Annotated in this window: 16 protein-coding genes; 7 read left to right on the top strand and 9 right to left on the bottom strand. The window is 73.0% G+C overall.

Going from position 1 to position 22,649, the window contains the following annotated elements:
• Positions 1 to 2 precede the first annotated feature (2 nt).
• The 7 genes from ABIC29_RS14340 to ABIC29_RS14310 are packed head-to-tail and all read left to right on the top strand — an operon-like array spanning position 3 to position 8,755.
• Complete coding sequence (locus ABIC29_RS14340) at positions 3 to 1,328, top strand: MFS transporter (RefSeq protein ID WP_354246389.1); 1,326 nt, start codon at positions 3 to 5, stop codon at positions 1,326 to 1,328.
• A complete protein-coding gene (locus ABIC29_RS14335) occupies positions 1,319 to 2,332 on the top strand; it encodes a TolB-like translocation protein (protein WP_354246386.1) in 1,014 nt (337 codons plus the stop codon). Before ABIC29_RS14340 ends, ABIC29_RS14335 begins: the two co-directional genes overlap by 10 nt.
• On the top strand, positions 2,329 to 3,150 hold the full coding sequence (locus ABIC29_RS14330; protein ID WP_158551719.1) for a WecB/TagA/CpsF family glycosyltransferase: 822 nt from the start codon (positions 2,329 to 2,331) through the stop codon (positions 3,148 to 3,150). The genes ABIC29_RS14335 and ABIC29_RS14330 overlap by 4 nt, the downstream gene beginning before the upstream one ends.
• Positions 3,147 to 5,141, top strand: a complete 1,995-nt coding sequence (locus ABIC29_RS14325; RefSeq protein ID WP_354246383.1) for a glycosyltransferase — start codon at positions 3,147 to 3,149, stop codon at positions 5,139 to 5,141. The genes ABIC29_RS14330 and ABIC29_RS14325 overlap by 4 nt, the downstream gene beginning before the upstream one ends.
• A complete protein-coding gene (locus tag ABIC29_RS14320) occupies positions 5,141 to 6,466 on the top strand; it encodes a hypothetical protein (protein ID WP_354246380.1) in 1,326 nt (441 codons plus the stop codon). The genes ABIC29_RS14325 and ABIC29_RS14320 overlap by 1 nt, the downstream gene beginning before the upstream one ends.
• On the top strand, positions 6,456 to 7,910 hold the full coding sequence (locus ABIC29_RS14315) for an O-antigen ligase family protein (protein WP_354246377.1): 1,455 nt from the start codon (positions 6,456 to 6,458) through the stop codon (positions 7,908 to 7,910). Before ABIC29_RS14320 ends, ABIC29_RS14315 begins: the two co-directional genes overlap by 11 nt.
• Positions 7,889 to 8,755: a chain-length determining protein gene (locus ABIC29_RS14310; RefSeq protein WP_354246374.1), complete on the top strand. Its 867-nt coding sequence runs from the start codon at positions 7,889 to 7,891 to the stop codon at positions 8,753 to 8,755. The genes ABIC29_RS14315 and ABIC29_RS14310 overlap by 22 nt, the downstream gene beginning before the upstream one ends.
• A 26-nt stretch (positions 8,756 to 8,781) precedes the next feature.
• On the opposite strand, the gene ABIC29_RS14305 is transcribed toward ABIC29_RS14310, so the two are convergent.
• Genes ABIC29_RS14305 through ABIC29_RS14265 form a run of 9 tightly spaced genes read right to left on the bottom strand, consistent with a single transcriptional unit; the run spans position 8,782 to position 22,423 of the window.
• Positions 8,782 to 10,041, bottom strand: a complete 1,260-nt coding sequence (locus ABIC29_RS14305) for a glycosyltransferase family protein (protein ID WP_354246371.1) — start codon at positions 10,039 to 10,041, stop codon at positions 8,782 to 8,784.
• The gene (locus ABIC29_RS14300) at positions 10,026 to 11,198 is read right to left on the bottom strand and encodes a DegT/DnrJ/EryC1/StrS family aminotransferase (protein ID WP_354246369.1); all 1,173 of its coding nucleotides are present in this window, start codon (positions 11,196 to 11,198) and stop codon (positions 10,026 to 10,028) included. Before ABIC29_RS14300 ends, ABIC29_RS14305 begins: the two co-directional genes overlap by 16 nt.
• Positions 11,195 to 12,697 (bottom strand): oligosaccharide flippase family protein, encoded by a 1,503-nt coding sequence (locus ABIC29_RS14295; RefSeq protein ID WP_354246366.1) that lies wholly within the window; start codon positions 12,695 to 12,697, stop codon positions 11,195 to 11,197. Before ABIC29_RS14295 ends, ABIC29_RS14300 begins: the two co-directional genes overlap by 4 nt.
• A complete protein-coding gene (locus ABIC29_RS14290) occupies positions 12,694 to 13,773 on the bottom strand; it encodes a glycosyltransferase family 2 protein (protein WP_158551718.1) in 1,080 nt (359 codons plus the stop codon). Before ABIC29_RS14290 ends, ABIC29_RS14295 begins: the two co-directional genes overlap by 4 nt.
• 17 nt (positions 13,774 to 13,790) lie before the next feature.
• Positions 13,791 to 14,441, bottom strand: a complete 651-nt coding sequence (locus ABIC29_RS14285) for an acetyltransferase (protein WP_116080259.1) — start codon at positions 14,439 to 14,441, stop codon at positions 13,791 to 13,793.
• Positions 14,441 to 15,559 (bottom strand): DegT/DnrJ/EryC1/StrS family aminotransferase, encoded by a 1,119-nt coding sequence (locus ABIC29_RS14280; RefSeq protein ID WP_116082079.1) that lies wholly within the window; start codon positions 15,557 to 15,559, stop codon positions 14,441 to 14,443. Before ABIC29_RS14280 ends, ABIC29_RS14285 begins: the two co-directional genes overlap by 1 nt.
• A 29-nt stretch (positions 15,560 to 15,588) precedes the next feature.
• Entirely contained in the window at positions 15,589 to 16,581 is a 993-nt protein-coding gene (locus ABIC29_RS14275; protein ID WP_116080258.1) for an NAD-dependent epimerase/dehydratase family protein, read from the bottom strand.
• Positions 16,578 to 17,645, bottom strand: a complete 1,068-nt coding sequence (locus tag ABIC29_RS14270) for a Gfo/Idh/MocA family protein (RefSeq protein ID WP_354246363.1) — start codon at positions 17,643 to 17,645, stop codon at positions 16,578 to 16,580. The genes ABIC29_RS14275 and ABIC29_RS14270 overlap by 4 nt, the downstream gene beginning before the upstream one ends.
• A gap of 41 nt (positions 17,646 to 17,686) precedes the next feature.
• A complete protein-coding gene (locus ABIC29_RS14265; protein ID WP_354246360.1) occupies positions 17,687 to 22,423 on the bottom strand; it encodes a DUF4082 domain-containing protein in 4,737 nt (1,578 codons plus the stop codon).
• Positions 22,424 to 22,649: the final 226 nt, after the last annotated feature.

The raw sequence follows: 22,649 nt of genomic DNA, 5'->3' as shown, positions 1-22,649 counted from the left end.
CGATGTACATCAGCCTGTCCGACCGCCGACGCCGTGAGGATCCCGAGACCAGCCCGGCCGGTGGGACCACCGAGACCGGCGCGACCGGCACGCCACCGCCCCCCGTGCGGCGCGCCGGTCGCGTGTCCTCGACCGTGGTCGCCCTCGGCTTCGTGAGCCTGTTCACCGACGTCTCGTCCGAGGCGAGCGCGGCCGTGCTCCCCCTCTACCTCACGGGTGCGCTCGGCCTGTCGGTCGTCGCCTACGGCGTGATCGACGGCCTCTACCAGGGCGTGAGCTCGATGGTGCGCATCGCCGCCGGCTGGGCGTCCGACCGGGCCGACCGGCCGAAACGGGTGGCGCTCGTCGGCTACGGCCTCTCGGCCCTCGCCCGCATCGGGCTCCTCTTCGCCACCGGGTTCGCGGCCATCACGGCCGTGGTCGTCGGCGACCGGATCGGCAAGGGCATCCGGACCGCGCCCCGCGACGCCCTCATCGCGGCGTCGGCCGAACCCGCCGAACTCGGTCGCTCGTTCGGCGTGCACCGCATGCTCGACACGGTCGGCGCGGCGACCGGCCCGCTCATCGCGTTCGCCGTGCTGCTCATCGTGCCTGAGGGATACCGCACCGTCTTCGTGGTGTCGCTCGCGTTCGCCCTCCTGGGTGTGGTCGTGCTCGGCGCCCTCGTGCCCGACCGGCGCCCGCGGGCCGAGCGCGCGACGGACGACGCCCCGCCTGCGCCGTTCCGCTGGCGCCTGCTGCGGGCTCCACGCCTGGTGCGGCTCCTCGTCGCCGCCGGCCTCCTCGGCCTCGTCACCATCGGCGACGGCTTCCTCTACCTCGCACTGCACGACCGGCTCGGCTTCGCGCCCATGTGGTTCCCGCTGCTGTTCGTGGGCACGAACGTCGTCTACCTCGCCCTCGCGGTGCCGATCGGACGGCTCGGCGACCGCATCGGCGGGCGACGCGTGCTCATCGGCGGTCACGTCGTGCTGCTGTGCGCCTACGTGCTCGCCTCGCTCCCCCTCGTCGGCGCCGGCGCGGTGGCCGCGAGCATCGGATGCCTCGTGCTGCTCGGCGTGTTCTACGCGGCGACCGACGGCATCCTCGCGGCGCTGGCCTCGGCATTCGTGCCCGTCGAGGCGCGCACGAGCGGCATCGCCGCGGCGCAGACGGTCGTCGCCGTGACCCGGTTCGTCGCCGCGACGACGTTCGGCCTGCTCTGGTTCGCGCTCGGCGTCGGCCCGGCGCTGCTCATCGCGGCCGGCGCGCTGGCCGTGCTGATCCCGGTCGCGGCGATCCTGCTCCGACCGCGACCGGCTGAGGGCGGTGCATCCGCATGGACGTGACGGGTCGCGGGCTCATCGTGGCCATCGCCGCCGTGGCGCTCCTCGGCGGCGCGACCGCCTACGGCGCCGTCGCATTCGCGCAATCGCGCGCGCTCCCGGCCGACGACACGTCGACGCCGATGACCTCCGTCGAGGCGGGAACCATCGTGTTCCGCCAGACGGGTGGGGGCGCCAAGCACGGCTTCGTGGCATCCGTGGCCGTCGACGACCCGGCCGGCCCGCGAGCCGTCTCGACGACGCCATGCGACCGCGTCGACGCCACCACGGCCGGCGTCGTCTGCCTGCGCGCCGACCTCGGCATCTCGACGACGTTCGAGACGCTCTTCCTCGACGGCCGGCTCGACGAGGTCGATCGGCGGCCGCTCGCCGGGATCCCCAGCCGCACCCGCCTCTCCCCCGACGGCCGCCTCGCCGCCACGACCTCGTTCATCACCGGCCACGCGTACGCGGGCACCGACTTCTCGACGTCGACCGTCATCGTCGAGGTCGGATCCGCGCCGGAGGTCGCCGACTCGGGTGAGCTCGAACTGTTCCCCCTGCGGGTCGACGGCGCCCTCGTGACGGCCGCCGACCTCAACGTCTGGGGCGTCACCTTCGTCGACGACCGCCGGTTCTACGCGACGGCCGCGAGCGGCGACCACCGCTGGCTCGTCGAGGGCGACCTCGTCGACCGCACGCTGACGGCGCTGAGGGACGGCGTCGAGTGCCCGTCGCTCTCGCCCGACGGCACGCGCATCGCGTTCAAGCAGAACCGCGCGGGCGCGGGCCAGCCGGACTGGGCCCTGGCCGTGCTCGACCTCCGCGACGGCGACGTCGTCGTGCTGCCCGAGCCGGCGTCCGTCGACGACCAGGCGGAATGGCTCGACGACGACACGCTGCTCTACGGCCGTTCGCGGGCATCGGCCCCGGGCGACACCGATGTCTACGAGATCGCCGCCGACGCGACATCCGGCCCCGGACTCCTCATCGAGCACGCGTGGTCGCCGGCGGTGGTGCGGTCATGAGCGACACCATCACGCGCCTGCGGCTCGGCGGAGCACCCGTCGACCTGCTCCGCTACGACGACGCCATCGAGACGATCTCGTCGCGGTTCGCGGATGCCTCGGGGCGGCCCCTCGGCGTCGCCTCGATCAACCTCGACCACGTCCACCACTTCGGCGCGGGCGCGCACCGGCCGGACACCGTGCTCCACGACGGCGAGGACGCCCCGGTCGAGTGGCTGAACCTCGTGGACGGGGCGCCGCTCGCCGCCGCGGCACGACGGATCACGCACGTCGAATGGCCGCGACTCGCGGGCAGCGACCTCATCGACGCGCTGCTCGAGCGGGCGGAGGGCGCGCACGTCTCGATCGGATGCCTCGGCGGCACCGCCGAGACCCATGGACGGCTCGAGCTGCGGCTCGCCCAGGAACACCCGGCACTGCGCCTGGCGGGGTGCTGGGCGCCCGACCGCGAGCAGCTCGCCGACGGCGACGCCTGCCGCGCGATCGCCGACGACATCGCCGCGCACGAGGTCGACGTGCTGCTCGTGTGCCTCGGAAAGCCGCGGCAGGAACTCTGGATCGAACGCTACGGGCCCCTCACCGGCTCGCACGTGCTGCTCGCGTTCGGCGCCGTCGTCGACTTCCTCGCCGGGCGGGTCAGCCGGGCGCCGCACTGGGTCGCCGACCACGGCATGGAGTGGGCATGGCGGCTCGCCATCGAACCGCGCAGGCTCGCGCACCGCTACCTCGTCGACGGGCCGTCGGCCTACCTCGCGGTGCGTCGTTCGGTCGCGCACGCCGCCGGCAGCCTCGGACTCGAACGGAGGGCGGCCGGATGACGCTCACGGACGAGCCGACCCTGCTCACCGCGACGGCCGAGCACGTGGCGACGAACCGGCCGAGGACGGCGACGGCGACGCCCACCACCACGGCGGCGAACCCGGCGACGCCCTCGCCCTCGGCGAGCGCGGCCACCATGCGCGGCTCGATCGTGATCCCGGCGCACGACGAGGAGGCGGTCATCCTCCGCACCCTCGAGGGCCTCCGACCGCTCATCGAGCAGCGAGTCGTCGAAGTGGTCGTCGCCTGCAACGGATGCTCCGACCGCACGGCCGAGCTCGCGGCATCCGTCGACGGGGTGACCGTGCTGCAGACCCCGCAGCCGCTGAAGACCGCGGCCCTCAACGCGGCCGACGCCGCCGCCGAGCACTGGCCGCGGCTCTACCTCGACGCCGACATCGCGATCACCGCCGATGCCGCGCTCGAGGTGCTCGACGCCGTGTCGCGCGGCGACGCCCTCGCGGCACGGCCCGAGTTCCGGTACGTCATGGACTCGGCCTCGGCGCCCGTGCGCGCCTACTACCGCGCACGCGACCGCCTCCCCAACACCAGGTGCGGACTCTGGGGGGCCGGTGCGTTCGCGCTCGGCGCCGAAGGGCGCGCACGCTTCGGCGAATTCCCCAGGGTCATCGCCGACGACGTCTTCGTCGACCGGCACTTCTCGGACTCCGAGAAGCGCATCGTGTCGACGACCCCCGTTCCGGTACGCGTTCCACAACGGGTCCGGAACCTGATGGCGGTGCTGCGCCGGCAAGCTCGGGGCGCCGGCCAGCTCGCCATCAGAACCACGGGCACCGCCCCGTCCACCATGCGGCAGCTCGTCCGATCCGTGCGCGGCCCCCGGTCCGCCGTCGACGCAGCCGTGTACGCGGCGCTCAGCGCGAGCTCACGGCTGCCCGCCCTGCGGGCGCGAGGGGGCGCCGTGTGGGAGCGCGACGAGTCCACCCGGGTCGTGCCGTCGGCGGCTGCCACCGCATCCGCGGTCGCCCGGCCCGCTGCCTCCGCCGCGGCATCCGGGATCGCACCGTCCTTCGCCGGCCCCGACGACGCCGTCGACCTCGCCGCGGTCGTCGTCACCTACGAGAGCCGCCCGTGCATCGACGGGCTGCTCGACTCGCTCCGGCGCGAGGCCGGCGCGCACGCGATCCGCGCGATCGTCGCCGACAACGCCTCGGCGGACGGCACCCTCGACCGCGTGCGCGAGCGCCACCCCGACGTCGTCGCCATCGGAACTGGGGCGAACCTCGGGTACGCCGGCGCCATCAACGTCGCTGCGGCGTCGATCGGGACGGCCCGCGCGATCCTCGTCCTGAACCCCGACGCCGTCGTCGAGCCCGGCGCCGTCGACGCCATGCTGCGCCGTCTCGACTCGAGCGGGGCCGGCGCGGTCGTGCCGCGCATCCGCGACGCCGACGGCACGACCTACGAATCGCTCCGCAGGGAGCCGAGCCTGATGGGCGCGATCGGCGACGCCCTGTTCGGCGGGCGACTCCGCGGCCGCCCCGCCCGACTCTCCGAGATGGTCTTCGACCAGCGGGCCTACGGGCACGCCCACCCCGTGGACTGGGCGACGGGTGCCGCGGTGCTCATCGACGCCCGCGTCGCACGGCGCATCGGGCCGTGGGACGAGCGCTACTTCCTCTACTCCGAGGAGACGGACTACCTGCGGCGACTGCGTGCCACGGGCGCCAACGTCTGGTACGAGCCGGCCGCGGTGGTCACGCACGCCCAGGGCGGCTCCGGCACCTCGCCGGCACTGCATGCGCTCGAGGCCGTGAACCGCATCCGGTACGCGCAGAAGTTCCGCTCCGCACCCTACGCGGCGGCGTTCCGCACGGTCGCGGTCCTCGCGGAACTGCTCCGCGTGGGACGCCCGCACCATGAGGGCGTGCTCGCGATCGTCGCGGACTCCCGCCGCTGGCCCGGGCTTCCGCGGGCACCGCGCCGTGACGACGACAGCACGAGGCCCGCCGAGGGGCGGGTGACGTGATGCGGCGCCCGCTGGTGTTCGGCATCGTCGTGGCGCTGGCGGTCGGCGGCGTCGCGGCGGTCGCGATCGGCGCCGCCGCCGGATTCGGGTCGGATGCCGCGCCTCAGGCGAGCTCGCCGCCCGCCCCGATGCCGGGGTCGTCCGACGTGGTCGTGCGGCCCGTGGACGGCGGCAGCGACTTCTACGCGCAGTTCGACGACGGACTCCCGAGCGACCCCGGATTCTTCCCGGTCGCGGAGTGGTTCGCCAGCGTCACCTCGGAGGACGAGGTGCGCCTGGATCGGAGCATGGGCATCAACACCTATGTCGAGTTGACGGCGGACTCCTCCCTCGACCTCATCGCGGCCGCGGGCATGCACGCCATCCCGAGCGTGGTCGAGCCCGGCGCCGCCGGACTCCTCGTCGCCGATGAGGTCGACATGTGGGCCGGCGCCGGCGACGGGGCGTGGACCGGCGCCTACCCCGGTGAGGGCCAGGTGTGCGAGGCCGACGCGAAATGCGGGTACACGATCCTCGAGGAGCTCACCCGAGGCGTTCCGCCCGGCCTGATGACCCTCGCCAACTTCGGGAAGGGCGTCGCGTTCTGGGGCACCGAAGAGGAGGCGGAGCCGTTCCTCGAGTACACCGACGTGGTGTCGGCCGACACCTACTGGTTCAGCGACCCGAACATCTGCGGCGCGAGCGAAGGCGGCTGGGGCCCCGGGGGCGGCGAGGAACTCGCCGTGCACGAGTGCCGGATCGCCGCGAACTACGGCTGGACGGTCGAGTACGTGCGCTCGCTCGTCTCGCCGGCCGGCTCCAGGCCCGTCTGGGCGTTCGTGGAGGTCGGGCGTCCGTTCGACGACGGCTCGCTGCCGACCGTGACCGGAGCGCAGATCCGGGCCGCCGTGTGGAGCAGCCTCATCCACGGCGCGCGCGGCGTCATCTACTTCAACCACGGGTTCGGCGACGAGTGCGGTTCCGAGAACGTGCTCCGCTCCGTCTGCGGCGACCCGATCCGCGAGGACGTCACGACGCTGAACCGGGAACTCGAGACGATGGCTCCCACGCTCAACGCGCCGTTCGTCGACGGGCTCGTGACCGTCGACGGCGAGGCCGACGTCGCCGTGAAGCTCGTCGACGACGGCTTCACGCTCCTCGCCGCCTCGACGGGCACAGGTGCCGCGGACGTGACGTTCACGTCGGCCTGCTCGTCGGCCACCACCGCAGAGGTCGTCGGCGAGGGCCGGAGCATCCCGGTCGTGGGCGGCCGCTTCGGCGACGCGTTCGCGGATCCCGACACCGTGCACGTGTACCGGCTGGACGGAGGGACCTGTGGCCTCTGACCGACGGACCCGAGCACCCCTCCCGAGCACGCCGGACCTCGGCGGGAGCGCGCCGCGGCGCCGCGGTGTCTCGTGGCTGCTGCGGTTCACGCTGGCGGCGATGTTCATCTTCCCGTCGACCATGGTGATCGAGCCCATCGGGGCCTCGGGCACGGTGCCCATCCTCCTCGCACTCCTGCTGCTCGTCTTCTGGCTGGCGTCGTGGGTGTGGGGCCTCCACGATCCCGTGTCGATGCGACATCCGGGTCGGATCGCGATCTCCGTCCTGCTGCTCTCGACCTTCGCGTCGTACGTCGCCATGTTCACCGGCTGGACCGGGGGCACGACGGAGGCGACGCGCGCCGCGGCGGACCGGTGGCTCCTCCTGCTCGCGGCGAGCAGCGCCCTCATCTTCGTCGTCGCCGAGGCCGTGCGCACCGTCACCGACGCCATGCAGGTCGTGCGAGCGCTGCTGGCCGGGGCGTTCTTCTGCTGCCTCGTCGGCGTCGTGCAGTTCGTGTTCCGCGTGAATCCGATGGAGTGGATCCAGGCCGGCATGCCGGGCTTCGTGTACAACGGCGGCGACACCGCCTTCCAGGTGCGCGGCTCGCTGATGCGCGTGGCCGGCAGCACGTTCCACTCGATCGAACTCGCCGTCGTCGCGTCGATGCTCGTCCCGCTCTCGATCTGGCGTGCGCTCAGCGACCCGAAGGGGCGGGTCTGGTTCCACTGGCTGCAGACCGCGCTGCTGGTCTTCGCCATCGCGACGACGGTGTCGCGCTCGAGCATCCTCGCCCTGGGCGTCGCGCTCGTGGTCTTCCTCCCGTTCCTCCCCCGGATCGTGCGGCGGCGCGTGCTCATCGCCGTCCCGTTCGCCGTGACCGGGCTCTTCCTCCTCGTGCCCGGCTTCGTCGCCACCATCGGCGGCGCGCTCGGCGCCGACACGTCGGACCCGTCGATCGCCACCCGCGTGAACAACTACCCGCGCGTGGCGCAGATGCTCGACACGCGCCCGGTCCTCGGCGCCGGACCGGGCAACTACTCCCCCGAGGACGCCCTGCGGATCCTCGACAACCAGTACCTCGGATCGATCATCACCCTCGGCCTCGTCGGCCTGGTCGCCACGCTCATCTACTTCCTGCTGCCCGGCATCTCGAGCATCCTCGCCGCACGTGCGGCCGTCGACCCGACCCTGCGGGGCCTGGCCGGAGCCGTCGCCGCCGGCGCCCTCGTCGCCGCCGCGTGCTCGTTGACGTTCGACTCCCTCTCGTTCCCCGTGTTCGCGCTGCTGTATCCGGCGCTCGTCGGCCTCGCGGGCGGCGTCTGGCGACTCGTGCGTGCGGAGCGCGAGGAATCCGCTGTCCGCGACCCAGCCGGTGTCGCCATCGCGGCACCGGACCCGTCCCGACCTGAACCCGCCCCGATGGCCGAGGAGGCTGAACCATGGATCCGACCGGAGTCCTGAAGTCGCTGTGGAGGTACCGCTGGTACGTCGTGCCCGCGCTCCTCATCACGTTCGCCGTCGCGGCGTACGTGTACTTCCTCGGTCCGCGCCTCTACGAGTCGACGATCAGCTACGCCCTCGTGAATCCGGATGTCCCGACCGAGGCGGACATCGAGCGGCAGCCATCGCTCGCCAAGCTGAACGGCGACAACCCCTACCTGCGCTCGACCGACCCGAACCTCGTGGCCAACGTGGTCATCACCCGCCTGCAGGCGCCGGCGACGGCCGCATACCTCGAGGATGCCGGCCTCGGTCGCGAGTTCACCGTGGAACCGGGCGTCGGGGGAAGCGGCTACATCGTCGAGATCTCGGGCGTCGGCTCCACGGCCCAGCAGTCGTTGCGCACCTCGAGCGCGCTCGGCGTGATGTTCGAGCGCGAGCTGCGCTCGATCCAGCTCGTGAACGGCGCCGACGATCGCTTCCTGTTCACCTCGCTCGTCGTCGCGGAACCAGACCGGGCCTCAGAGCAGTTCTCGAGTCGCCTCAGGTCGATCGTCATCGTCCTGGCGGGCGGCGCGGTGCTCGTGTTCGCCGCCGTCTCGCTCGGACGCGGCGTCGACGCGACGCGGGCACGCCGCCGCCGCCGCTCGGAGGCGCGAGCCCGGGCCGAGGCGGAGGCCGCCGCGGCGGAGGCCGCAGCGGTCGCGGCGGCGGCCGTCGCCGTCGGCACGGACACGACGCCCGCGGCATCCGGGCTCGACGACCTCTACGCACCGTTCCGGCTCGACTGGGTCGACGACGTGCCCGCGCTCGACGATGCCGACGACGAGGTGCACGAGCTCGACCGACCTCCGTCGCGGCGCTGACGCCGCTCGGCGGGGCGAGCCATCGGTCAGTCGTCGGCCCCGCGCCCGACGGGTGCCCACTCCTCCCGCGGCACCGTTCCGGCGACCTCCTCGAGGATCGTCGAGGAGACGATGCCCTTGGCCTGATCCCAGCCGATGCCGTGACGTGCGGTGTACCTGGCGGCCTGCTCGGCACGGCGGGCGTGGTCCGGCGCCTCGACGAGGTCCGAGAGCGCCATGGCGATCCGGCCGGCGCTCGACGGCACCCAGACGGCATCCGGATGGCGCAGCACCGCCCGCGAGTGCAGCGTGTCGTTGACGACCGGGATCGCCCCCGACGCGAGCATCTCCTCGACGACGAGGGTGATGTTCGTGAACGAGAGCGCCGGTCCGCCGATCACGTGGTTGTAGAGCTCGTTGAGCTCGGCAGGGGGCAGCGAGCCGTGCGAGAGCACGGGGATGCGCCAGTCGACGACCGGATCGCCGACCACGTGGATGGGCTGCTCCGGATGCATGCCGTGGAAGGCATGCAGCGCGAGCTTGCCGAGCAGGTAGCCCCTTCGGTCGTTTCCCCGCTTGGCATAGAAGACGATGCCCGACCGCCGCGGCGTCGCGTCGAGGAGTCGGTAGGCATCGCCGTCGCGGCCGAACGGCGCGAGCGTCGAGGCGACGCCGATGCCGGCGAGCTCCTGCTGGACCATCTCGCCGAGCGCGATCGTGCGGAACCCGAACCGATACGTGTCCTCGGCGAGCGCGCGGATCGAGCCGTGCGGGTGGAAGAGCGGCTCGAAGTCCTGGACGAAGTAGAGCCTGGCCATCGGAGCCGTGCCGCGGGAGGCGAGCACGTGCGCGGTCTCCCAGGAGCTCGCCACCATCGCGTCGACGCCGTCGAACCCGGCCGCCGCATCGCGGACCCGCACGCGGAGCCACGGCCAGTGCTCGCGGATCACGCGCTCGTGCCGGCGGAGGTCGCCGCCGCGCCGATCGTGCAGGAACAGCGTCGACTCGATGCCGTCCTCGACCGCACCGGCGATCATGCGGAACAGCGTCGTGTGGCCGCCCGACCCGGGAGCCGGTGCCGTGCTGATCCAGCCGGCCGAGACCGGTGCGCCGGCACGATGCGGGAGCGGACCGGGCAGTCGCAGGGCGTCGAGCGGATCCGAGTAGTCCTCCTCGGCGATCGCCGATTCGAGGTCCGCGGCCCCCGTGCGGTGGTAGAGCTCGTAGGCCGCTCGGCGCATCACGCCGCGCGCGCCCTCGCGCCGAAGGCGTTCGGCGAGCTCGGACACGCTCACGCGGCCGGCCACGGCCGCACCCCCTCGATCGTCGGTTCGGCCACGAGCTCCTCGGCGTCCGCCCGGAGACCGTGGGCCTCGCGGATCACCTGCGACACCCGCACGACCTGGCTCGCGGTCATGTGGGGGAAGATCGGCAGGCTCAGGATCTCGTCGGCCGCGGCATCCGTCACCGGGCAGTCGGCGACGCGCATGCGCTGATCGCTCAGCGCCGGCGACCGATGCAGGGGGACGGGATAGTGGATGCCGGTGGCGATGCCCGCCTCGGCGAGCGCCTCCGCCACGCGCTCGCGCTCCTTCAGCCGCACGACGTAGAGGTGCCAGACGTGCTCGTTGCCCTCGGCGGGGGCCGGCAGCACGATCCCCTCGATGTCCCGGAGCAGCACGTCGTAGACGGCCGCGATGGCGCGTCGCCTCGCGTTCCAGTCCTCGAGCCGGCGGAGCTTCGCCGACAGCACGATCGCCTGCAGCGCGTCGAGGCGCGAGTTGAACCCGAGCACCTCGTGCTCGTACTTCCGCTCGCTGCCGTGGCTGCCGAGCATGCGCACCGTGCGGGCGAGCGATGGGTCGTCGGTGGTGACCGCCCCGCCGTCTCCGGCGGCCCCGAGGTTCTTGCCGGGGTAGAAGCTCGTCGCCGCGATGCGGCCGAGGCTGCCGGCGACGGCGCCGTGGCGTCGCGCCCCCTGCGACTGCGCGGCGTCCTCGACGACCACGGCGCCGATGCGGTCGGCGATGGGCGTGAGCTGCTCGACCGGGGCGACCTGGCCGTAGAGGTGCACGGCGACGATGGCCCCGGTGGCCGGGCCCGCGGCCGCCTCCACGGCCGCGGGGTCGATGAGGAGCGACCGCTCGTCGACGTCGACGAGCACGGGGACGCCGCCGGCGCGCAGCACGGCCTCGGCCGTCGCGATGAAGGTGTTGGCGGGCAGGACGACCTCGACGCCGGGCCGCACGCCGACGGCACGCAGCGCGGCCTCGAGCGCGTCGGTGCCGTTGCCCATGCCGACGCAGTGGCGGGTGCCGGAGTACGCGGCGTACTCCTGCTCGAACGCCTCGACCTCCGGCCCGCCGATGAACGCCCCTGAGGCGAGGGCCGCCCGCAATCGCGGCAGCACCTCGTCGTCGACCTCATGCTGCTGGGCGGCGAGATCCGTGAACGGCACGGTCATCGTGCAACCTCCTGTTCGGGAGCGGCCTGCGCCGCGGGGTTCGGGGTTTCTTCGGACGCTCGTGAGCGGAAGGATGCGAGGTACGTGAGGCCCACGGGCAGCGTGACGACGGCGTACACGGCGAGCCCGACGGCTCCGCCCGCCAGCACGGCGACGACGGGTGCGCCCACCGCAGAGGCCACGAGCCCGGCGGCGACCGCGCAGGCGACGGCCCCGACGGCCGGGAGCAGGCAGGCACCGAGGACGCGCGACGCCGATGCGCCGACCCCCCGGCGCACCAGCACCAGGTAGACGGGCACGACGACGAGCCATGCGACGACCGCGTGGGCGTAGCCGGCGCCGGCGATGCCCCACTGCGAGACGCCGAACCAGAGCGCGGGTGCGAGCACGACGAGCCAGACCACCTGCACCCAGAACAGCCCGAGCGTGCGGCCGGCGCCGACGCAGAGGTCGGCGAACAGCTCCGTGAGGATGCGCGCCATGCCGAACACGCCGAGGCCGAGCATCGCGGATGCCGCGGGCGCCCACTTCTCGCCGAACAGCGTGACCATGAGCGGGCCGGCGACCCCGATGAGCAGCGCCGAGATCGGGAACGCGGCATAGGAGAGGCCGCGCGTGACGCGCACCGCCTGCTCCGGCAGCGCACCGACGGCGTGCAGCCGCCCGAAGGCGGGCACGGCGACCGTGCGCACGATCGCCGTCACGACGTTGCTCGGCAGGCTCGCGAGGTTGAAGGCCATGAGGTAGAGGCCGAGGGCCACGGGGTCGAGCACCCGCCCGACGACGACGTAGTCGAGGTTGAGGGTCGCGAACACGACGAGGTTGGCGGCGGCGAGCGGGAGGCCGATGCGCAGGATGCCGCCTGCCTCCGTCCGGCTCCACCCTGGCGCGTACCGACGGGGGGTGATGATCCAGTAGCCGATCGCCGCCACCAGTTGGCCGCCCACCCGCGACCAGGCGAGCGCGAGCGCACCCCAGCCCCAGCCGGCCATGGGCACGACGAGCGCCAGCGAGACGGCGATGTTCGCGAGGTCGACCGCGATCCGGCGACCCTGCAGGAAGTCCCGCCACACCATCGCGGTCGGCACCGAGCTCAGGCCTGCGAGCGCGACGGTGATCGCGAGCACCCGGATGACGTCGGCGGCCGCCGGGTCGCCGAGCACGCCCGCGAGCCAGGGCGCCGCCGCGACCATCGCCGCGGTCAGCAGGCCGCTCGTGACGAGGGCGATCGTGAACACGGTCGGCGCGATCTCGTCGGGATCGCGGTCGCCACGACCGAGCGCGGCCGTCGCGCCGAGCTCGGCGATGTTGAGCGCGATCGTCTGCACGACGATGGCCACGGCGAGCGCGCCGAAGTGCTCCGGGGCGAGGAGTCGCGCCACGATGATCGTCGAGACGAAGCTCAGGATGCGCGACGCGCCCACGTTGACCGCGCCCCAGAGCGCCCCGCTCCGCACGCGTCGGGCGAGCGTGGTCGTCTGCTCGGGCGCGGCGTTCATGACAGGCCCACATGCCGCCACAGGGTCCAGCGCACCCGGTCGAGCTGGCGTCGGGCGGACTCCGCGCTCCGGTGCGCCAGGCCGGGCCGCGCGCCCTGCTGCACGCGGCGGAGGCTCCGCACGACGCCCCGGCCGCGTCGCCGGCGCAGCGACGATCGCCGCACCTCCCCCGCCACCCGGTACAGCTCGGATGCCGCGTCCGGATCGCCCCCTCGGTCGAGCTCGCGTTGCGCGAGCAGGAGGGCCTCTCGGGCGATCGCGCGCTCGGCGCGCGCGACGAGGGTGTCGCCCTGCGGGACGGCCTCGCGGACGGCCGGCGACGACAGCGTCCGGAACGCGAGCGCCCGGTGGCGGAGGTCCTCGGTCATGCCCGCGAACTCGGTGAGGTGCATGTTGGCGGCGTGCACGCGGTACATGGCCTGCACGGGTCCGTTCACGCGCGCGACATCCCACCTGGCTGCGGTCCGCAGCCAGTACTCCAGGTCGCCCGAGTGCGGGAGTTCGGGGTTGTACGGGCCGACTTGGCGCATGGCCGCGGTGCGCATGACCACCTCCGGCGACAGGATGAAGCTGCGTCCGCGCCAGCAGGCCAGCGCGATCCACTCGTGGCCGCGCCACACCGTCCAGGTCGTGCGTCCGGCGTGTTCAGCCGGCGTCGGCACGGGCTCCGCGTCGTCCTGCGCACCCGCATCGACGAACTCGAGCGGGCGACCGTAGACCATGCCGACCGTCGGTTCCGCGAGCATCAGCCGTGCGGCCCGCCCGAGCGCGCCCGGCGCCACGAGGTCGTCGGCCGACACGAGCGTGACGAACTCGGTGGTGACGGCCGCGAGCCCGTCGTTGTACGTCGCGATGTGTCCGGCGTTGCGCTCGTGCGCGATGACCGCGACCCGGTCGTCCGCGGCGGCGATGCGGCGGGCGACGGCGAGCGAGTCGTCGGGCGAGGCGTCGTCGACGATGATCACGTGGGCGTCGACGTCCTCCTGGCCGAGCACGGCGCCGACCGCGGCGTCGAGGTACCGGCCGTAGCGGTAGCACGGGATGACGGCGGTGACGCCCGGGCGGGCGCCCCTCACGTGCGGGCGACGCACCCTCATGCCGCACCGCCCGTCGCGGCGTACCGCATGGGTGCCGCCGGAACACCGACCCAGGTCGCCCCGGCGGGCACGTCGTCGAGCACGACGGCGCCCATGCCGATGGTCGCGTCCGCGCCGATCGTGACCCGTTGCCGCACCGACGCGTTCATCCCCACCGTCGCGCGCCGGCCGACGGTGACGCCGCCCCCGAGCGAGACGCCCGCCGTGAGGGTCGCGAAGTCCCCGACGATGCAGTCGTGCGTGATCGTCGTGTTCGGCATGACGACGACGTGGTCGCCGACGAGCGCGTCGGCGGTGACCACGACGCCGGCGAGGAGGATCGACCCGGCCCCGACGCGGCATCCGCCCGGGTTGCGAACGCTCGGGTCGAGCAGGGTCGCGTACCGGCCGGCCTCGACCCCGAGGCGGCCCAGCCGTGCGACGATCCGCTCGCGCGCCGCACCCGAGCCGATGCACACGAGGAGCTGGATCCCCGGGATCCGGCCGACCTCCTCGATCGGTCCGATCACCCGCACACCGCCCACCGGGTACGGCAGCCGCGAGGCGGCGTCGTCGAGGATGCCGATGGGCTCGAAGCCCGCCGCGGGGGCGAACGCGAGCACCTCGCGGGCGAGTCCGCTCGCACCGATCACGAGCAGCGGCCGCATCAGGCCACCGCCTGGCCGATCACGTCGACCACGCGGTCGATGTCGTCCTCGTCCAGGCCGTGGTGCAGCGGCAGGATCAACGTGCGATCGGTGAGCCACTCCGTCGTGCCGAGCGGCGCCGATCCGGTGTCGCGGTCGGCGTAGGCGGGCTGCCGGTGGGCCGCCATGATGCCGCGACGCGCCGAGATGCCGGCCTCCGCGAGTGCGACGAGCAGGTCGTCGCGCTCGATCCCGAAGCCTCCGAGCACCTCGATCCAGTACGACTGGAAGTTCGTCTCGCCGTGCTGGGGATCCTCCGACGGACGGATGCCGCGCACGCCGGCGAGCCCGATCGCGTACCGTCTCGCGAGCTCGCGCCGCCGTGCGACCATCGCGTCGAGCTTCGCGAGCTGCACGAGGCCGATCGCGGCCTGCAGGTCGGTCATCCGGTAGTTGTAGCCGACCTCGTCGTACACCTCCTCCGGTGCGAGCAGGCTGGCGTGGCGTTCGGCGGCCGAGATGCTCATCGCGTGCTCCCTGAGCCGCCGCGCCCTGGCGGCCCAGTCGGCGCGCGAGGTCGTGAGCATGCCGCCCTCCCCGGTGGTGAGGAGCTTGCGCGGGTGGAACGACCAGGCCGTCACGTCGGCGCCGATGCCGACCGGCGCGCCCCGGTACCGGGACCCGGCGCCGCACGCGGCATCCTCGATGAGCGTGAGCCCGTGCTCGTCGCAGAGCGCTCGGATCGGCTCGAGGTCGACCGGCATCCCGCCCTGGTCGACGACGATGACCGCGCGGGTGCCCGGGGTGATCACCTCGGCGAGCGTCGCGGCGGTCACGTTGCCGGTCTCCGCGTCGACGTCGGCGAAGACGGGCCTCGCGCCGGCGGCCACGACGGCGTTCGCGGTCGCGATGAACGAGAACGACGGCACGATGACCACGTGCCCTCGGCCGATGCCCGCGACGACGAGGGCGAGGTGCAGGGCCGCCGTGCAGCTCGAGGTCGCGACGGCGTGCGCGGCCCCCATGCGCGCGGCGAAGGCGTGCTCGAAGGCAGCGACCTTGGGCCCCTGGGCGATCCAGCCCGACGCGATGACCTCGGCGACGGCGCTGGCCTCCTCGGCCCCGAGCCACGGGCGCATGACGTCGATGCGCGTCGCCTGCGCCGCGCTCACCGCAGCACCGCCCGCGATGCGGCGATGTCCTCGCGCAACGGCCTCCACCACTCGACGAGCTCGCGGAGCCCGTCCTCGAGGCCGACCTGCGCCTGGAATCCGAGGTCGAGGCGCGCCGCCGTCGTGTCGGCGAGCCGGCGCACGACCCCGTTCACGGCTCGAGCCGGGGCGTGCTCGACCGCGAGGTCGGCGTCCATCGCCGCGAGCAGGGCACGGGCGAGTTCGAGCAGGCTCGTCTCGCGTCCGCTGGCCACGTTGTAGACGCCCTCCTCGACGTCGCTCGCGGCCGCCAGGATGTTCGCCCGCGCGACGTCGTGCACGTTCACGAAGTCCATCGTCTGGGCCCCGTCGCCGAGCACGATCGGCGGGAGGCCGTCGGCGATGCGTTCCATCCAGCGCACGAGCACCTCGGTGTAGTAGCCGTGCACGTCCATGCGCGGGCCGTACACGTTGAAGTAGCGGAGCGCGACGAACGGCAGTCCCTCCATCGCGCGGAAGCTGCGCAGCATGCCCTCGCCGAACGACTTCGCCGCACCGTAGAACGTGTCGTTGTTGTGGTGGTGGTGCCGCTCGCCGGTCGGGAACTCCTCGGCCATGCCGTAGACCGAGGCGCTCGACGCGACGACGATCTTGCCGACGCGGTTGCGGGCCGCGGCCTCGATGACGTTGAAGGTGCCGTCGACGAGCACCTCGAGCGCGAGCCGCGGCTCCTCGGCGCACTGCGTGATGCGGATCGCGGCCTCGTGGAAGACGAGGTCCTTGCCGCGCGTGACCCGGTCGACGGCGTCGCGGTCGCGGATGTCGCCGCCGACGAAGGCGACCCGGCCGCCGGCCAGTGCCGCGTCGAGGTTCTCGAACCGACCGCGCACGAGGTTGTCGAGCACGTCGACGGATGCCGCACCCGCCGCCAGGAGTCGGTCGACGATGGCCGAGCCGATCATCCCGGCTCCCCCGGTGACGAGCACCCTGGCTCCCGCGATCCCGCTCATCGCACGCCCTCCAGTTCCCTCGGGACCTCGTCGCGTTCGACCCTGGTGAGGCTGCCGGCATCCTCGAGGCTGCGCGTGGCGGCCTCGAGCACCCTGAGCACGCGGAGGGCGGCGCGGCCGTCGGTGCGTGCCGTACGACCGCCGCGGATGCTGGCCGCGAACTCCGCCACCATCGACGCGAGCGCCTCGTGCTCCGGCAGTGCGGGCGACCAGGTGTCGCCGAGCCGGTACGAGATCGTGGACGCGGTGCGGTCGGCGGGGTCCTCCGAGGTCGACGCCAGGTCGACGCCGCGGTCGAAGACGCTCACCCGCTGCTGGGGGTTGAGGTCGTCCCAGACGAGGGTTCTGCGGGTGCCGCCGATCACCATCCGCCGGATCTTCGTCGGGCTGAGCCAGTTGACGTGCACGTGGGCCATGGCGCCCCTGGCGAGCGGCATCGACAGGTAGCCGACGCACGACCTCCCGGCGCCGAGCGGATCGGAGCCCTGGGCCGCGACCGCCTCGGCGGCGAGGCCGCCGGGGAGGATGAAGTCCATGATCGACAGGTCGTGCGGCGCGAGGTCCCAGAACACGTCGACGTCGGGCTGGATGAGCCCGAGGTTGATGCGCACGGAGTCGATGAACAGCAGGTCCCCGAGCGCGCCCTCGGCGATGAGCTCGCGGATCTTCTGCACGGCCGGGGTGTAGCAGTAGGTGTGGTCGGCCATGAGCACGAGCCCGCCCGCCTCGGCGGAGTCGATCATCGCGAGGCCGTGCTCGGCGCTGTCGGCCAGCGGCTTCTCGACGAGCACGTGCTTGCCCGCGGCGAGTGCCGCGAGCGCGAGCCCGTGATGGGTCCGCGCCGGGGTGGCGATCGCGACCGCGTCGATGGCGGGGTCGGCGAGGACCTCGTCGAGGGAGGCCGTCACGCGCACGTCGCCCGGCGGGCCGACGACCCGCGCGGCCCGGTCGAGGTCGAGGTCGCACACGGCACGCAGGTGCCAGTCGTCGCTGGCCCGCAGGTTGCGCACGAGGTTCGGCCCCCAGTACCCGGCGCCGATCACGGCGATGCCCAGTCGTTCCATGTCTCCGCCTTCCGTTGCGCCGTGGTCGTCCATGGCGCGTGTCAGCCAGCGGGCGTGAACATGACGTCCGCCCAGTAGTTGTGCGAGGTGACGGCGGTCGGGGCATCCGTGCCGTATCGATAGACCCCGCCGACGGCGACCGTCGAGAGCGGTGCGGCGACGACCGCCTCGGCGAGCGTGCCGAGATCGGCGGCATACCGGCCGCGCGGGGTGTAGTAGGTGGCCCGGTACTCCACGTTCGCGCTGATCTGCACCGGGGCGAAGTACACGGTCTGCCAGCCGCTCACGGTCTCGCCAGACGACGTCGCGGTCGCGAGCTCCACGCCGTCGGCCCAGAGGCGAACGGTGTGCGTGTTCGCATCGCCGGCGACCTTGTAGAAGCGGATGCCGCTGACGGTGCCCGCCTGCGTCGACGTGAAGCGCACGCCGAGCTGCAGGCCGGTGGCATCGTCCCAGTCCATGCGCGTCGGCACGGCGGTCTCGGGGAAGAGGGATGTCGTGGTCGGCTGCGCCCTGGTCGTGAAGCCCCAGGTGCCGCCCGGCGGGGTCTGCCCGCCGATGGAGACGGCCGCCGTGTACGCGGTCACCCACGCCAGGGGCTGGTCGGGCACGAACGCGACGGTTCGCGTCGCGGCATCCCATTCAGTGTGCCCGGCGACCGCGCCGCCCGGCCCGGTGAGGGCGATGGTTGGTGCCGTGACGGGGGAGGCGGACAACTGGGCTGATATCCGCTCCCCCGTCCCGACGTCTGTGCGCCCCGCTGCGGGGCTGGTCGACGTGACGGTCACCTGGCTGACCGTCGTGGCCCGGAAGAGCACGTCGACGAAGTAGTTGGTGCGGTTCCAGGTGAACGTCGGCACGGCTCCGCCGGTGCCGTACCGGTAGCGCCCGTTGCCCTCCGCCGGCGCGACGAGCGGCCCCGACGAGGCGGCGCCCGCGAAGAACCCGCCGGTCGCCGCGTAGTGCCCCTGCGGCGCCGTGTACGACACGACGTACTCCGCCCCGACCGTGAGGGCGACGGGGGCGTCGAGCACGGCGGTCTGCCACCCGGTCGCGGTCTCGTTCGCGAAGGTCACGGTGGCGATGCGGGTTCCCGCGGCGTTCCACAGCGAGCCGGTGTGCGTGCCGCCGTTCCCCGTTCCCTTGTAGAACCGGATGGCCGTGACGCTGCCGGCCGTCGCTGTGGAGAACGCCATGCCGAGCTCCACCGCCGACGCGTCGTCGCCGACCGCGGGAACGGCCGGCACGGCGTTGCCGAACAGGGAGTACGTCGTGGTCGCGCCCGAGGTGTCGGCGGTCGTGAACGACCACGTCTTCGTCGGCAGCGCCGTGCCCGAGTCGGAGCGCACGCCGGCCAGGGCCACGCTGACGTTGGCGGCGTTCGGCAGCGGAGCCGACGGCGTGAAGGTGAGGGTGGTGCGGTCGGTCGAGAGCGCGGTCGCGCCGGCGACCGCCGTGCCCCCGCTCGTCACCGTCATCGTGGCGCCCGGTGCCGTCGGCATGGTGAGCTTCGCCGAGATCGTGCTGCCGCGGTCGACGTCGAGGGCGCCGGCCGCCGGCGTCGTCGACGCCACGGCGATCGGGTCGGCGGCCTTCTCGAAGACGGCGTCGACGAGGTAGCTCGTCGTGCTGGTGTTCGCGGGGTACCCGGTGCCGTAGGTGTACGCGCCGGCACCCGTCCCCGCGCTGAGCGGCCCGTAGCTCACGCCGCTGCCCGAGAACGCGCCGGACGTCCCGGAGTAGCGGCCGACGGTCGTGCGGTACGCGGCGACGTACTGGGTGCCGGCCTTCACGGTCACCGGCGTCGCGAACGTGACGGTCTGCCATCCGCTCGTGCTCTCGCCGGCGAACGTGGCCGTGGCGAGCTGCGTTCCGGTCGTGGTCCAGAGGGATCCGACGTGCTCGCCGGTGTTGCCCGCCCCCTTGTAGAACGAGACCCCCGTGACGGTGCCGTCGACCGACGGCGTGAACTTCACCCCGAGGGTGACCGCGGCGGCATCCGCCACCTCGAGCACGGTCGGCGTGGTGGAGTCGTTGAACAGGCGGCACGGGCAGATGCCGGCGGCCGGCGTCGGCTTCACGGTCGTGAAGGTCCATCGCGACACCTCGGCCGGCGGGGCGGTCGACCCCGATGGGGTCGCCTTGAGCACGACGGTGTGCACGACGAAGCCGTTCAGCGGCGCCGCCGGCGAGAACGTGGCGACGCGCGTCGCGGGGTCGTAGGCGGTGGCGCCGGCGACGGCGCTGCCGAGCTGGTCGGTCACCGAGATGCCGACGGATGCCGCGACCACCGCCTTCAGGAACCTGGCGCTGAGCGTGGTGCCGAGCGGCACGCTCGACGACCCAGGCAGCGGCCAGAGGTTGGCGGCGGACAGCGGCGTCGAGTCGGCGGAGTCGTAGATCGCGTCGACGAAGTAGTTGCTGCTCTGGTACGAGGTCGCGGGATGCGTTCCTGGGTTGCCGTACACCGCGGCGGCCGGTGCGCCGAAGCCCCCGTCGACGAGAAGGGGCTCGTGCGCGATGCCCGACGCCCAGAACGCGTCGGCCTGCACGGAGTAGTGGCCGCGCGGCGCCGTGTAGGAGATCGTGTAGCGCGTGCCGGCGGTCACCGGGACGGCCTGCGCGAACGTCGCCTTCTGCCAGCCGGAGGCGGTCTCGCCGGTGAACGTCACCGTGGCGAGCCGCTCGCCGAGCGGCGACCAGAGCGAGCCGACGTGGGTTCCGGTGTTGGCGGTCGCCTTGTAGAACCGCACGCCGGAGACGAACCCGTCGTCGGTCGGCGTGAACCGCAGGCCCAGCTCGACCGCGGAGGCATCGCCGGAGTCGGCGACCGTCGGCACCTGCGCCCCGAAGATCGAGAACGGCCCGACGACCGCGACCGCCCGGGACGCGGCCGTCGTCTGGATGTTGGCGCTGTCGTCGACGGCGCGTGCCCTGAGCTCGACCGGTCCGCGTCCGTGCTGCACGTAGGTGTAGGTCCAGGTCGAGGTGCCGGTCGCTGGATGCCAGGTCGCACCGGCGTCGGTCGAGACCTCGACGCCGGCCACGCGACCGCCGACGTCGGTCGCCGTGCCGGTCACGGTGACCGAGCCGCCGTTGGCGATCTGCGCCCCTGAGGCCGGGGCCGTGATCGTCGCGGTCGCCGGGGTCGTGTCGGTGCTGGCCGTCGCGGCCACGAGCCCCGTCTGGAGCGTGGTCGGGAGGGCGCGCATGTCGGCGAGCACGTTCACCTGGGCCTGCTGGATGCGCGAGTCGGCGGCCGAGCCGTTCCCGTCGTGCTCCTGGTCGAGTCCCCACGCCCACTGGATCGAGCCCGCCGAGAAGACGAGGGCGCCGCTGGGCGCGCGGTATATCGTGAGGTGATGCGTCGTGGTGCCGGCCTTGACGGTGTTGCCGTAGTCCTGCAGGTACTCGGGCGTCGGCCCGGTCGTGGTCGACAGCCGGATGAGTCCCGGTGGACGCGAGCCGTTGTCGAGGTCCTCATTCGACTCGTAGCCGACGGTGTGGGCGGCGAGCGCCGCACTCGCGCCGCTGGCCAGGCTGGTGAGCGACGTGCCCCGCCAGAGTCGCAGCTTGCCCTCCGCCGACGACACCGTGATGGGCAGGTCGTTGTGGTTCGCCATGTAGAGCGTGCCGATGAGCCGGTTCTCGGGGCGGTTGGCGCCGGCCGAGGTCGGGGCGAAGCGCGGGTCGCGCCACGTGCCGGTCCACTCGGCGGCGGGGTCGATCTTCTCGTTCGCCCAGGTCTCCTTGTAGGAGATCAGCGTCCGGTACGGGGTGGCGCTCGTGTCGGCGGATGCCGCGTAGCGCGTGCGCCAGTATCCGTCGTTGCCGCCCAGGAACTGCAGGTTGACGCCCGCGTCGCGTGCGGCCTCGATGTTCGCGCGTTGCGCGCCCGACCAGTACTCGTCGTGCCCGACCGAGAGGAAGACCTTGTGATTGCGCAGGAGCGCGCCGCTCCGGTCGCTGTCCACGCCGGCGAGGTACGTCACGTCGTAGCCGTTGCGCTCGAGGAAGCGCACCTGCGCGTACTCCCCCGAGAAGTAGAAGTCGCGGCCGTTGTTGTCGCCGCGCGTCGCGAACGGCCGGTTGTAGCTGATCTTGTACGCGCGCCCGTTCTGGCCGCCGGCGTAGAAGTTCGATCCGCCGTAGCCGTTGTAGGCCTGCCAGGTCGGATCGGAGGTCTGGAAGACGATGTCGGACCGGCTGGCGTCGTTGCGCACGATGAACGTGACGTGGCTCCTGCCGCCGGTGTCGGCACGGCTGAGCAGGGCGACGTACACGCCGGAGACCGCGTCGGCCGGCACGTTCCAGGAGGCCGAGACCTTCCAGTTGCCGCAGTCGACGAGCTCGGTCGCGACGTCGGTGATGCATCCGGGCTGGCTCTGCGGGAGCGTCGCGCTGGGGGTGACGGTGGCGACCTTCCTCGCGCCGAGCCCCTGGTACCAGCCCGTGCGGTAGATCCCGATCGTGTACGCCCGCGCGGTCGTGTCGACCTTGAAGTCGAGCTTCGATCCCGCGTTGACGCTGATGTCGGTGGCGAAGCCCTGGATGTCGTCGGAGCCGGAGCCGTTGATGTCCCACTCGCTGGGATTCGCACCGGTCTTCGCGTTCTCGCAGGCGACGGGGTTCGCGCAGGCCGCGGCAGCGGACTCGGGCAGGCCGACGACGCCGACCGCGACGAGGGCGAGCGACGCCGTCACCGCGGTGAACGCGGCGCGCAGTCGAGTGCGTGCGGCGCGCGGACGCGCGGCGGAGTTCTGGGCAGGCTGGGACACGGGCAGACCCTTGGGTAACGAGAGTCGAGATATGCCGTGTCGAAGCACATGGGTGTGCTTCGGCGCGCTATCGGGTTTGGTGCGCAGGCCATGACGGTCTGGGTGAAAACAGGGAGTGCACTCGACTTCGAGGACACCTCATGTTTCTCGGGGTGCCCTCAGTTGTACTCGGCTCGCCATCCGCCCGCTGCCCCCACTTCGGTTGACACGGGTCCGGCGCTGGGGC

Source organism: Agromyces sp. PvR057, from assembly GCF_040547485.1.
In the GTDB taxonomy this organism is placed as follows: domain Bacteria; phylum Actinomycetota; class Actinomycetes; order Actinomycetales; family Microbacteriaceae; genus Agromyces.
The sequence above is the reverse complement of the archived record's forward strand: the minus strand, read 5'-3'. Positions and strand labels throughout refer to the sequence as shown.